The organism is Rhizobium sp. YTUHZ044 (genome assembly GCF_051123975.1).
Classification (GTDB): domain Bacteria; phylum Pseudomonadota; class Alphaproteobacteria; order Rhizobiales; family Rhizobiaceae; genus Rhizobium.
In genome coordinates, this window is record NZ_CP101426.1 from 1,795,515 (window position 1) to 1,808,189 (window position 12,675).

The window sequence follows — 12,675 nt, forward strand, 5'->3', positions numbered from 1 at the left end:
GAAGCGGAGGCGGAAATGACCAAGACCGTTCTTTGCTATGGCGACTCGCTGACCTGGGGTTATGACGCCGAGACGATCGGCCGTCATGAGTACAAGAATCGCTGGCCGAGCGTGCTTCAGGCAGCGCTCGGCAGCGAGGCGCGCGTCATCGCCGAAGGCCTGAACGGTCGCACGACCGCTTTCGACGATCACCTCGCCGATTGCGACCGCAACGGTGCGCGGGTTCTGCCGACGATCCTGCAGACACATGCGCCGCTCGATCTCGTCATCCTGCTGCTCGGCACCAACGACATGAAGCCGGTTGTTGCCGGTTCGGCCTTCGCCGCATGCCAAGGCATCAGCCGCCTCGTGCGGCTGATCCGCAATCATGCCTGGCCCTTCGAATTCGACGGGCCGGAGATCCTGATCGTGGCGCCGCCGGCGATCTGCGCGACGGGCAATGTGCCTTTCGCCGCCTCCTTTCCCGGCGGCATCGAGGAATCTGCCAAGCTCGCGACACTCTACCGTGACCTTGCCGACGAACTCGGCTGCGGCTTTTTCGACGGCAACTCCGTCGCCAAGACCACGCCGATCGACGGCATTCATCTCGATGCGGAGAACACGCGTGCGCTCGGGCGCGGCCTGGAATCGATCGTGCGGATGATGCTGGGGATCTGAGGATATGACCGCCTTCATCGCCCTGCGGCAGGCCTCACGGCGCGATGCCTCGGAACTGGCGATCCTGGCGGATATCGCATCGCATGGGTTTGCCTCCTGGCTCTGGTTTGCCGATGTGGCGAATGGCGTCAGCGACACGCCGTTGGAGCGGGGGCGGCTGAAAATGAGTGAGGAGCAGGCTGTCGGCGGCTGGCGGGATGCTGTGATCGCCGAGGCTTATGGCGAGGTCGCCGGTGTGGCGATCGGCCATGCGCTCGATGAAGGCATAGGCGATATCGAGGCGACGATCCCGGCGACAGAGCCGATGCTCGCCTTGCAGAAGACGGTGGTGGGAAGCTGGTTCATCGGCAGTCTCGGCGTCTATCGCCATCTGCGCGGCATCGGCATCGGGCGCAGGCTGCTGGACGATCAGATCGAAAGGGCGGATTACCGCCCGGTCAGTCTCATCACCGCAAGTGATAACGAGGCGGCTCTGTCGCTTTATGGAAGAAACGGATTTCTGGAGGCTGCGCGTGCCGATGCCGTGCCGCTCTTCGAAAACAGCAAGAGACACGCGTGGGTGCTCATGACCCGCAGCGCAGCGTAACAAAAGGGCAGGAAACACATGGCTGAATCCTACGACGTCATCATCATTGGCTCCGGTCCGGGCGGCTATGTCGCCGCCATCCGCGCCAGCCAGCTCGGCCTCAAGACCGCGATCGTCGAGCGCGAGCATATGGGCGGCATCTGCCTGAACTGGGGCTGCATTCCGACAAAGGCGTTGCTGCGTTCGGCCGAGGTGCTCGATCATGCCAATCACTTCAAGGATTTCGGCCTCGTTCTCGAAGGCACGGTCAAGCCGGACGCCAAGGCCGTCGTCGGCCGCTCGCGCGCCGTTTCCGCCCGTCTGAATGCCGGCGTCGGCTTCCTGATGAAGAAGAACAAGATCGACATCATCTGGGGCGAAGCGAAGTTGACGAAGCCCGGCGAGATCGTCGTCGGCAAGTCGTCGAAGCCTGTTGTCGAGCCGCAGCATCCGCTGCCGAAGAACGTCAAGGGCGAGGGCACCTATACCGCCAAGCACATCATCATCGCGACCGGCGCCCGCCCGCGCGCACTGCCCGGCATCGAGCCGGATGGCAAGCTGATCTGGACCTATTTCGAAGCGCTGAAGCCGGACGCGCTGCCGAAGTCGCTGATCGTCATGGGCTCGGGTGCGATCGGCATCGAATTCGCCAGCTTCTACCGCTCGATGGGCGTCGACGTCACGGTCGTCGAAGTCATGCCGACCATCATGCCGGTCGAGGATGCCGAAATCACCGCTATCGCCCGCAAGCAGCTGGAAAAGCGCGGCCTCAAGATCTTCACCAGTGCCAAGGTGACCAAGGTCGAGAAGGGTGCGGGAAGCATCACGGCGCATGTCGAGACGTCGGACGGCAAGGTGCAGCAGATCACCGCGGACCGGATGATTTCGGCTGTCGGCGTTCAGGGCAACATCGAGAACCTCGGCCTCGAGGCACTCGGCATCAAGACCGACCGCGGCTGCGTCGTCGCGGACGGTTACGGCAAGACCAATGTCGCCGGCATCTATGCGATCGGCGACGTCGCCGGCCCGCCGATGCTGGCGCACAAGGCCGAGCATGAAGGCGTCGTCTGCGTCGAAAAGATCGCCGGGCTGCCGAATGTTCATCCCACAGACAAGGGCAAGGTTCCCGGCTGCACCTATTGCAACCCGCAGGTCGCTTCCGTCGGTTTCACCGAAGCCAAGGCCAAGGAACTGGGCCGCGACATTCGCGTCGGCCGCTTCTCCTTCGCGGCGAACGGCAAGGCGATCGCGCTCGGCGAAGACCAGGGCATGGTGAAGGTGATCTTCGACAAGAAGACCGGCGAGCTGCTCGGCGCCCACATGGTCGGCGCCGAAGTTACCGAGCTCATCCAGGGCTTCGTCGTCGCCATGAACCTCGAAACGACCGAGGAAGAGCTGATGCATACGATCTTCCCGCATCCCACGGTTTCGGAAACCATGAAGGAAGCGGTGCTCGATGCCTATGGCCGTGTGCTGAACGCTTGAGAATTTCGGGGCCGCCCTTTTTTGCCGGAGCGGGAAGTCGCTCCGGTCGGGTGGAAAAAGCGAAAGGAAATCATCATGTCTATGGAGACGCAGGCGTTGCTGGTGTTTTTGCTGATCGGTCTGGTTGCGGGCTTCCTGGCAAGTCTGGTCGTCGGTGGCGGCGGCCTGATCAGATGCCTGCTGAGCGGCATCATCGGCGCCTTCGTCGGCGGTTATCTGTTCAGCGCGCTCGGCATTTCGCTGGGCATTGAAAACGCGCTGGTCGTGCAGATCATCCACGCCACGGTCGGCGCCATCATCGTGGTGCTGGTCGCAAGGGCGGTCGCGTAGCGCAGTTTGAGGTCAGGACAGGCATGGAAGGCGTGGGCTGGATTTCGGCAATCATCATCGGCGGACTTGCAGGCTGGCTCGCCGGCAAGCTGATGGATGCCCGATACGGGATTTTCCTGAACATTGTGCTCGGCATCGTCGGCTCGGTCGTCGCCACCGCCATCCTCGCCCAGTTTCACGTTCAGCTGGCCGGCGGACGGCTCGGCTATTTCGTGACGGGTTTCCTCGGCGCCTGCCTGCTGATATTCCTTGCGCGACTGGTGCGGCGCTAGATCGCGACGCGCTATAGAGACTGTGCCGCATAGGGCGGCGGAAAGCTGATACTGTAATGGTGACCATTCTCGACACGATCAATCCTGACGCCAAGCGCGTACGCCATCCGGAGAAGGCGCATCGGCCGGATACGGAAGTCATGCGCAAGCCGGACTGGATCCGCGTCAAGGCGCCGACCTCCAAGGGATATGCCGAGACCCGCGCTATCGTGAAGGAGCACAAGCTCGTCACCGTTTGCGAGGAGGCCGGCTGCCCGAATATCGGCGAGTGCTGGGACAAGAAGCACGCGACCTTCATGATCATGGGCGAGATCTGTACCCGCGCCTGCGCCTTCTGCAACGTCGCGACCGGCAAGCCGAACGCGCTCGACATGGCCGAGCCCGAGAACGTCGCCAAGGCCGTCAGGGAGATGGGCCTCAGCCACGTCGTCATCACCTCCGTCGACCGCGACGATCTCGAAGACGGCGGTGCCGAACATTTCGAAAAGGTGATCTGGGCGATCCGCGAGGCCTCGCCGGCAACGACGATCGAAATCCTCACGCCTGATTTTCTGAAGAAGCCGGGCGCCTTAGAGCGCGTCGTCGCCGCCAAGCCCGACGTCTTCAACCACAACATGGAAACGGTTGCCGGCAACTATCTGACGGTTCGCCCCGGCGCCCGTTATTTCCATTCCATCCGGCTCTTGCAGCGGGTGAAGGAACTCGATCCCGCCATGTTCACCAAGTCGGGCATCATGGTCGGCCTCGGCGAGGAGCGTAACGAAGTGCTGCAGCTGATGGACGACCTGCGCACCGCCGATGTCGACTTCCTGACGATCGGCCAGTACCTGCAGCCGACCCGCAAACACCACAAGGTCGAGAGCTTCGTCACCCCGGACGAGTTCAAATCCTACGAAACCGTCGCCTACAGCAAGGGCTTCCTGATGGTCGCCTCCAGCCCGCTGACCCGTTCTTCCCACCATGCCGGCGATGATTTTGCCCGGCTGAGAGCGGCGCGTGAGAAGAAGTTGTTGCTGGCGGCTGAGTAAGGTTTGGGTGCTGCCAAGCTCTCTCTCGTCATGCTCGGGCTTGTCCCGAGCATCTGCAACCGATCGATAGGGCAGCAGATCCTCGGCACAAGGCCGATGATGACGTCGAGTAGGATGGGGAGGTTAGGCAACAAACTGACTGCGGTGGATTTTGCCAAGGTTTTCTTTGGGCAGCCAATGAATATCATATCCGGATTGAAATCGACGCTGGCCGATGCCGATCGCATCCTGGTGATCGGTTGCCCTGGCAGCGGAAAGAGCACGCTTGCAAGGGGGCTCTCGCGAAAGCTCGATCTTCGCTACATTTCCATGGACCGCGACTTCTACTGGCTGCCGGGCTGGAGAAAGAGGCCGCGCGACGAGATTGACCGTCTTATCGCCGATGCCGTGACGGAAGAGCGCTGGATCATGGATGGAACCGGCCTCAATTCCTTCCATCTCCGGCTGCCGCGCGCCGAGGCCGTGATTTGGCTTCGTCCGTCAAGATATGCGTGTCTGTTTGGCGCCGTCTCAAGAACGTTTCGTTATTTTCGGCGTAACCGTCCCGAACTGCCGGCCGGCTGTCCTGAGCGCATCTCGCTGGATGCGCTTGCCTATATCTGGAATTTCGAGCGGGACGCCGTGCCACTGATCGAAGCCGCACTTCGGGATTATGTCGCCGGAAGCGCCGAACGCGGCCTTGGCAACCAGGTTCTTCAGCTAAAATCCCGCCGCCAGATGCGCGAACTCCTTGATCTTCTGGGCGCGCCCGCTTAAGTGCCGCCTATGCCGCAGTTCGAAACGCACCGATCCGTACCGCATACGCCCGACCAGATGTTCGATCTCGTTGCCGATGTCGAGCGTTATCCCGAATTCCTGCCGCTCTGCGAAGCGCTTTCCGTCAGGAGCCGCAAGGAGCGCGACGGCAAGATCCTGCTCCTGGCCGACATGACGGTTGGTTATAAGGCGATCCGCGAGACCTTCACGACCCAGGTGTTGTTGAACCGGGCCGAACACGTCATCGAAGTCAAATATATCGACGGCCCGTTCAAATATCTCGACAACCGATGGCATTTTGCCGAGACGCCGGCCGGCGGCTGCACGATCAATTTCTTTATCGATTACGAGTTCAAGAGCCGCATTCTGGGCGCGCTGATGGGCTCGATGTTCGATCGCGCCTTCCGCATGTTCACCGAAGCCTTCGAGACAAGAGCGGACAGGATCTACGCCACGGTGTGACCGACGACCGCAGCCGGCGTCAGCCGGGCAGCAGCGAATGCACCATCTCCAGCGCCGTCTTGACCGTGGCCAGCCGCACCGCGTTGCGGCCGATATCGCCGTAGAGCATTTTTCGGTGAATCAGTGCGCCGGCGCGCGATCTGGCCGCGAGATGCACGAGCCCGACCGGTTTTTCCGCCGACCCGCCGCCGGGGCCGGCAATGCCGGTGACGGCGACGGCGATCGCGGCGCGCGAGCGGAAGAGGGCGCCATGCGCCATCTGCCGGGCGGTCTCTTCGGAAACCGCGCCGAAGCCGAGCAGCGTTTGTTCCTGCACCCCGAGCAGCTCCATCTTCGCCGTATTCGTGTAGGTGACGAAGCCGCGGTCGACGACGGCGGACGAACCCGATATTTCGGTCAGCGCCCCGGCAATCAGCCCGCCGGTGCAGGATTCAGCCGTCGAGATCGTCATCCCGGCAGCCATGAAGTCACTGATGATCGCCTCAGCCGCCGAAATTATATCCGGGGGAAAAAGGCTCATCATTTCCTCCCGCGATAGACGACGGTCGCCGTGGCGATTGCCGCGATGCCTTCGCGCCGGCCGACGAAGCCGATCTTCTCGTTGGTCGTCGCCTTGACCGAGCAGCGTTCGAGATCGATGCCGAGATATTCCGACAGTCTTGCCCGCATGGCCTCGCGATACGGGCCGACCTTCGGCGCCTCGGCGATCAGCGAGACGTCGGCATTCATGATGGTGCCGCCGCGCTCGCGTACGATCCGGGCGGCATGCTCGATGAAGATCTTCGAGGCCGCGCCCTTCCATTGCGGGTCGGACGGCGGGAAGTGATCGCCGATATCGCCGGCGCCGCAGGTGGCGAGCAGGGCGTCGGTCAGCGCATGCAGCGCGACGTCGGCGTCGGAATGGCCTTTGAGCTTCTGATCATGCGGAATGAACACGCCGCAGAGCGTCACGCCATCGCCCGGCTCGAGCTGGTGCACGTCATAGCCGTTGCCGGTGCGCACGTCCGGAAGCAGCGAGGCCGAGAGTTTGTCGTCGGCCATAGCGATATCGCGCTTGACCGTCAGCTTGACGTTGTCGGGCGTGCCCGCGACGATCGTCACCGGAATGCCCGCCCATTCGGCGATCGAGGCGTCGTCGGTGAAATCGCTTCGCCCGCTGGCCGCCGCCTTCTCATGCGCGCCGAGGATGGTTTCGAAGGCGAAGGATTGCGGTGTCTGCGCCGCGTAGAGATGCTCGCGCGAGACCGTCGTCAGCACGGTGCCGGCGCTGTCGGCGCGTTTCAGCGTATCGGTGACTGGCATGGCCGGCAGCACCGCCTGCGCGCCGTCGCCGAGGCGCTCGGCAATGCGGCCGAGAAGCCCATGGTCGAAGAAGGGCCGCACCCCATCGTGGATCAGCACATGGCTGACATTCTTGTCCTTGAGATATCGAAGGCCGGCAAGCACGGATTGCTGTCTGGTCGCGCCGCCATGCACCGTTTCGATCGGTGTCGCCGAGACGACGTGGCAGAGCGCCGTCGCAAACAGCGCCTCGTCATCGGGATGAATGACGACGACGATCTGAGCTGCCGGCTCCCATGTCATGAAGTTTTCAAGCGTATGCGCGATAACCGGCTTGCCGCCGATCATGCGATATTGCTTGGGGCCTTCCGTGGAGGATCCGGCGCGCTCGCCGCGGCCGGCGGCGACGATGACAATCCCAGCCGATATTGGTTGCTTGGACGGCATTTGCAGCATAAATCCCCTAAATTATGCGGAATTGACCGGAGTGCTCTAACCCCTTGCTTTGGCCTTTTCCAGCATCTGCCCGAAAAATATCGATTCCGATCCGAGCCCCCTTGGCAAAGGCACCGATCTGTGGCTAAAAATAATGCAGTTCCATGGTGTGCCTGAAAGATAATCATTTGATTTGCAAGAAACTCGCAGCGCCTTTCCGAATCGGACCCGTTTCCGTGCGGAACCGCGTTGTGCTGGCGCCGATGTCCGGCGTCACGGATATGCCCTTCCGTGAGCTTGCCTGGCGCTTCGGTGCCGGCCTCGTCGTCACCGAGATGGTGGCGAGCCGCGAGCTGGTCAACGACACCGCCGAATCCTGGTCGCGGCTGAAGGCTGCCGGCTTCCGGCCGCATATGGTGCAGCTCGCCGGGCGCGAGGCGTATTGGATGGCGGAAGCGGCGAAAATCGCTGCCGATCATGGCGCCGATATCATCGACATCAATATGGGTTGTCCGGCAAAGAAGGTGATCGGCGGCTATTCCGGCTCGGCGCTGATGCGCGATCCCGATCACGCGCTCAGCCTGATCGAGGCGACGGTCAAGGCCGTCGACATTCCGGTGACGCTGAAGATGCGCCTCGGCTGGGACGAGAATTCCATCAACGCGCCCGACATTGCGCGCCGCGCCGAGGCGGCTGGCATCCAGCTCGTGACCATTCATGGCCGCACCCGCATGCAGTTTTACGAAGGCCGCGCCGATTGGGAAGCGATCGGCGCTGTCCGCCAGGTCATCTCCATTCCGCTGATCGCCAATGGCGACGTCGAGACCGCCGACGACGCGCAGGAAATCCTGCGCCGGTCCGGCGCCGATGCCGTCATGATCGGCAGGGGCTGCCAGGGCAGGCCGTGGCATGCCGGCGTGCTCGCCGGAGTGGCGGAGCCGCGACGCCAAGAGATTGCCGATATCGCCGTCGAACATTACCGGATGATGCTCGACTTCTACGGCGAGGCGGTGGCGATCCGCCATGCCCGCAAGCATCTCGGCTGGTATCTCGAGCGTTTTGCTCCCGCGCTTGCCGGTGGCGAGAAGGCAGACATCATGACCTCGCGTGACCCGCGTGAGGTAGCCGGGCGCCTTTATGACGCGCTGGCTGCAGGTGCGCTCGATAGCCGGGAGGCGGCATGAACAAGGATATGACCTCTCCGCCCGACTACGCCGGCGGAACCGTTGCCATGGCCGTGCTGAACGCCATCCAGAACCCGGTCGTCATGGTCGACGAATCCGGTTTCGTCGCCTTCGCCAATTGGGAGGCGGAGGCCTTTTTCGGTGCCAGCGCCTCGCATCTGGCGCGATACCGGATCTCGACCTTCATTCCCTTCGGCAGTCCGCTGCTCGCCCTGATCGACCAGGTGCGTGAGCGCAAGGCGCCGGTGAACGAATACCGCGTCGATCTGAGTTCGCCGCGCCTCGGCCAGGACAAGCTCGTCGATCTCTATGTCGCCCCGGTGCTGAGCGAGCCCGGCGCCGTCGTCATCGTCTTTCAGGAACGCTCGATGGCCGACAAGATCGACCGGCAGCTGACGCACCGCGCCGCCGCCCGCTCGGTGACCGGTCTCGCCTCGATGCTGGCCCATGAGATCAAGAACCCGCTCTCCGGCATCCGAGGCGCCGCCCAGCTGCTCGAACAATCCGTCATCGACGACGACCGGGCACTGACCCGGCTGATCTGCGACGAGACCGATCGCATCGTCTCGCTGGTCGACCGCATGGAGGTCTTTTCCGACGAACGCCCGGTCGACCGCATGCCGGTCAACATCCATTCCGTGCTCGATCACGTGAAGGCGGTCGCCAAGGCGGGGTTTGCCCGCAATATCCGCATCACCGAGAGTTACGACCCGTCGCTGCCGGCGGTCTATGCCAATCGCGACCAGCTCGTTCAGGTCTTCCTCAACCTGGTGAAGAACGCCGCCGAAGCGGTCGGCGATCGGCCGGATGGCGAGATCATGCTGACGACCGCCTATCGTCCTGGCATCCGTCTTTCGGTCGCCGGCACCCGCGAAAAGATCTCGCTGCCGCTGGAATTCTGCGTCCACGACAATGGCCCCGGCGTTCCTGCCGACCTGCTGCCGCATCTCTTCGATCCCTTCATCACCACCAAGACGAATGGCAGCGGCCTCGGCCTGGCGCTGGTCGCCAAGATCATCGGCGATCACGGCGGCATCATCGAATGCGACAGCCAGAACAGCCGCACGACTTTCCGCGTTCTCATGCCGGCGTCGAAGGACGCCTCGCTCGAGGATGCTTCTTCCGCAAGCTCGACAGGACCTTCTCGATGACAGCCACGATCCTCGTTGCAGATGATGATGCCGCCATCCGCACCGTGCTCAACCAGGCGTTGAGCCGCGCCGGTTATGACGTTCGCATCACCTCCAACGCCGCAACGTTGTGGCGCTGGATCTCGGCGGGTGAGGGCGATCTTGTCGTCACAGACGTGGTGATGCCGGACGAGAACGCCTTCGACCTGTTGCCGCGCATCAAGAAGGCCCGTCCGGATCTGCCTGTCCTCGTCATGAGCGCCCAGAACACCTTCATGACCGCCATCAAGGCCTCCGAGAAAGGCGCTTACGACTATCTGCCGAAGCCCTTCGACCTGACAGAACTCATCGGCATCATCGGCCGGGCGCTCGCCGAGCCGAAGCGCAAGCCCGCCAAGCTCGAAGAGGATATGCAGGACGGCATGCCGCTGGTCGGCCGCTCGGCGGCGATGCAGGAAATCTACCGTGTGCTCGCCCGGCTGATGCAGACCGACCTGACGCTGATGATCACCGGCGAATCCGGCACCGGCAAGGAGCTCGTCGCCCGCGCATTGCACGATTACGGCAAGCGCCGCAACGGCCCCTTCGTGGCGATCAACATGGCGGCGATCCCGCGCGACCTGATCGAATCGGAACTCTTCGGCCACGAGAAGGGCGCCTTCACCGGCGCGCAGACGCGCTCGACCGGCCGCTTCGAACAGGCCGAAGGCGGCACGCTGTTTCTCGACGAAATCGGCGACATGCCGATGGACGCCCAGACCAGGCTTCTGCGCGTGCTGCAGCAGGGCGAATACACCACCGTCGGCGGCCGTACGCCGATCCGCACCGATGTGCGCATCGTCGCCGCCACCAACAAGGATCTGAAGCAGGCGATTAATCAGGGACTGTTCCGCGAGGATCTCTACTATCGCCTCAACGTCGTGCCGCTGCGCCTGCCGCCGTTGCGCGACCGCGCCGAGGACATTCCCGATCTCGTGCGCCATTTCATTCAGCAGGCCGAGAAGGAAGGGCTCGGCTCCAAACGCTTCGATCAGGAAGCGCTGGAGCTGATGAAGGCCTATGCCTGGCCGGGCAATGTGCGTGAGCTGGAAAATCTCATCCGCCGGCTGATGGCGCTTTATCCGCAGGATGTCATCACCCGCGAGATCATCGATGCCGAGCTGCGCTCCGACGTGCCCGACAGCCCGATCGACAAGGGGCCGATCCGCAGTGGCTCGATGACGATCGCCCAGGCGGTCGAGGAGAACATGCGCACCTATTTTGCGAGCTTCGGCGACAACCTGCCGCCGCCAGGCCTCTATGATCGCGTGCTGACCGAATTGGAATATCCGCTGATACTCGCTGCGCTCACGGCAACGCGCGGCAATCAGATCAAGGCGGCCGACCTGCTCGGCCTCAACCGCAACACCTTGCGCAAGAAGATCAGGGAACTCGGCGTCTCTGTTTACAGAAGCTCCCGCACCGCCTGAAAAAAAGGCGGTGGGCTCCTCGTTTGCCCACCGCCACTCCTCCCCAGTATCCGCCGCCACGGTCGGGAACAAAACCTAATCTATCCAAGCTCGGTCGCGGTTTGTATCTGCGCCGGCAAACAAAATTGCAGTGTCATTCAATGGTCACATAGTATTTGTGAGCTATTATTTGCCGTGTACCAAATGTCATTGAAGTTGCTGCGGTCATCGGCGCCGGGCCTGTGGATAAGCTGTGGATAACTGGTGGATGGCATGGCTCGATCAGCGGGCGAGAGCATTCCCAAATCCGCTCGCATGTTGCCTATCTGTTCCGCATCTCGTCATCTGCCGCTGCTGCTGTCGACTTCCGCCGCAATTGTCGTCGCCCGCATGCCATGGGCGCTCCGGCTGATGCCGTGGAGCGCCCTTTTCTTTACGGTCGGGCTGACCAGAGCCGCGGCATCGTGTTTCAGGCGGCCAATTTAGCGGGCTGCGCCTCGTATATCCGCGCGGACGCCATAGATTAGACCGATCGGTCGCCGATCGAATGTGATGTCGAGGCCGGTAAATTGTCGGCCCATGTTCTAACCTGCGGGAGCTGCGTGATGGAATATCGTCGTTTGGGAAAATCGGGCCTGAAGGTGAGCGAGTTCTCCTTCGGCTCATGGGTCACTTTCGGCAAGCAGGTGAATGGCGGCGACGCTGTCGACCTCATGCGGCTTGCCTATGATAACGGGGTGAACTTCTTCGACAATGCCGAAGGCTATGAAAGCGGCAAGTCGGAGATCGTCATGGGCGAAGCGCTCAAGTCACTGGGCTGGAGCCGAGACAGCTTCATCGTCTCGAGCAAGGTCTTCTGGGGAGGTGAGAGGCCGACGCAGCGCGGCCTGTCGCGCAAGCATGTGACCGATGCCTGCCATGCGGCGCTGAAGCGGCTTCAGGTCGATTACCTCGATCTCTATTTCTGCCACCGCCCTGATATCGACACGCCGGTCGAGGAAACGGTCCGGGCCATGCACGATCTCGTCGCCCAGGGCAAGGTGCTCTACTGGGGAACGTCCGAATGGTCTGCCCAACAACTGACCGAAGCCTATGCCGTTGCCCGCGACCTGCGCATCACGCCGCCCACCATGGAGCAACCGCAGTACAACATCTTCGAGCGCCAGAAGGTCGAGGCCGATTATCTCCCGCTCTACGAACTGCTCGGCCTTGGCACCACGATCTGGTCGCCGCTCGCCTCCGGCGTCCTCACCGGCAAATACAATAACGGCGTGCCCGCCGACAGCCGCATGAATCTGCCCGGCTACGAATGGCTGAAGGAGAAATGGTCGAGCGATGCCGGCCGCGCTCAGCTCCGACAAGTCGGCGAACTCGCAAAACTCGCGGACGAGATCGGTTTATCGATTACCCATCTCGCGCTTTTGTGGTGCCTCGCCAATCGCAACGTCTCGACCGTCATTCTCGGCGCCTCGCGCGCCAGCCAGCTGCAGGGTAATCTCGCGGCCCTTTCGCACAGGCACAAGCTGACCGCTGATGTGTTGGAGCGCATTGATGCGATTGCCGGAAACAAACCGGAAGAACCGCGTCGCTTTTAAACAGTCGCCAAAACTGTGAGGCTGCGGGTGCTTCGCCTTGACAACAT

Annotated in this window: 14 protein-coding genes; 12 read left to right on the forward strand and 2 right to left on the reverse strand. The window is 62.4% G+C overall.

Features of this window, described 5'->3' with window-relative positions; translation table 11 throughout:
* Positions 1-15 precede the first annotated feature (15 nt).
* The 8 genes from NL154_RS08920 (at position 16) to NL154_RS08955 (ending at position 5,555) form a co-directional block, all read left to right on the forward strand.
* On the forward strand, positions 16-657 hold the full coding sequence (locus tag NL154_RS08920) for an SGNH/GDSL hydrolase family protein (RefSeq protein WP_012483686.1): 642 nt from the start codon (positions 16-18) through the stop codon (positions 655-657).
* Between the two features lie 4 nt (positions 658-661).
* Positions 662-1,243: a GNAT family N-acetyltransferase gene (locus tag NL154_RS08925; protein ID WP_210631498.1), complete on the forward strand. Its 582-nt coding sequence runs from the start codon at positions 662-664 to the stop codon at positions 1,241-1,243.
* An 18-nt stretch (positions 1,244-1,261) separates the two neighbouring features.
* Positions 1,262-2,707, forward strand: coding sequence for a dihydrolipoyl dehydrogenase (lpdA, locus tag NL154_RS08930; RefSeq protein ID WP_210631497.1), 1,446 nt, complete (start codon positions 1,262-1,264; stop codon positions 2,705-2,707).
* A gap of 75 nt (positions 2,708-2,782) precedes the next feature.
* Entirely contained in the window at positions 2,783-3,037 is a 255-nt protein-coding gene (locus NL154_RS08935; protein ID WP_011425215.1) for a GlsB/YeaQ/YmgE family stress response membrane protein, read from the forward strand.
* A gap of 23 nt (positions 3,038-3,060) precedes the next feature.
* Positions 3,061-3,309 (forward strand): GlsB/YeaQ/YmgE family stress response membrane protein, encoded by a 249-nt coding sequence (locus tag NL154_RS08940; RefSeq protein ID WP_088683956.1) that lies wholly within the window; start codon positions 3,061-3,063, stop codon positions 3,307-3,309.
* Between the two features lie 56 nt (positions 3,310-3,365).
* Positions 3,366-4,337: a lipoyl synthase gene (gene lipA, locus NL154_RS08945; RefSeq protein ID WP_221146565.1), complete on the forward strand. Its 972-nt coding sequence runs from the start codon at positions 3,366-3,368 to the stop codon at positions 4,335-4,337.
* Positions 4,338-4,514: 177 nt separating this feature from the next.
* Entirely contained in the window at positions 4,515-5,093 is a 579-nt protein-coding gene (locus NL154_RS08950; RefSeq protein ID WP_210631495.1) for an AAA family ATPase, read from the forward strand.
* A gap of 9 nt (positions 5,094-5,102) precedes the next feature.
* On the forward strand, positions 5,103-5,555 hold the full coding sequence (locus NL154_RS08955) for a type II toxin-antitoxin system RatA family toxin (RefSeq protein ID WP_221164374.1): 453 nt from the start codon (positions 5,103-5,105) through the stop codon (positions 5,553-5,555).
* A gap of 19 nt (positions 5,556-5,574) precedes the next feature.
* On the opposite strand, the gene NL154_RS08960 is transcribed toward NL154_RS08955, so the two are convergent.
* Both NL154_RS08960 and NL154_RS08965 read right to left on the reverse strand, forming a co-directional pair.
* Complete coding sequence (locus NL154_RS08960) at positions 5,575-6,075, reverse strand: CinA family protein (RefSeq protein ID WP_434733909.1); 501 nt, start codon at positions 6,073-6,075, stop codon at positions 5,575-5,577.
* Positions 6,075-7,292, reverse strand: a complete 1,218-nt coding sequence (locus NL154_RS08965; protein WP_434733910.1) for a bifunctional 2-C-methyl-D-erythritol 4-phosphate cytidylyltransferase/2-C-methyl-D-erythritol 2,4-cyclodiphosphate synthase — start codon at positions 7,290-7,292, stop codon at positions 6,075-6,077. Before NL154_RS08965 ends, NL154_RS08960 begins: the two co-directional genes overlap by 1 nt.
* A gap of 143 nt (positions 7,293-7,435) precedes the next feature.
* Here NL154_RS08965 and dusB point away from each other — a divergent pair, with 143 nt between their 5' ends.
* From dusB to NL154_RS08985, 4 genes are all read left to right on the forward strand, one after another.
* On the forward strand, positions 7,436-8,455 hold the full coding sequence (gene dusB, locus NL154_RS08970; RefSeq protein WP_434733911.1) for a tRNA dihydrouridine synthase DusB: 1,020 nt from the start codon (positions 7,436-7,438) through the stop codon (positions 8,453-8,455).
* Positions 8,452-9,606: a two-component system sensor histidine kinase NtrB gene (locus tag NL154_RS08975; RefSeq protein WP_210631490.1), complete on the forward strand. Its 1,155-nt coding sequence runs from the start codon at positions 8,452-8,454 to the stop codon at positions 9,604-9,606. Before dusB ends, NL154_RS08975 begins: the two co-directional genes overlap by 4 nt.
* On the forward strand, positions 9,603-11,054 hold the full coding sequence (gene ntrC, locus NL154_RS08980; protein WP_210631489.1) for a nitrogen regulation protein NR(I): 1,452 nt from the start codon (positions 9,603-9,605) through the stop codon (positions 11,052-11,054). Before NL154_RS08975 ends, ntrC begins: the two co-directional genes overlap by 4 nt.
* 584 nt (positions 11,055-11,638) lie before the next feature.
* Positions 11,639-12,628, forward strand: a complete 990-nt coding sequence (locus tag NL154_RS08985) for a potassium channel beta subunit family protein (RefSeq protein ID WP_434733912.1) — start codon at positions 11,639-11,641, stop codon at positions 12,626-12,628.
* The last annotated feature ends 47 nt before the right edge of the window (positions 12,629-12,675 follow it).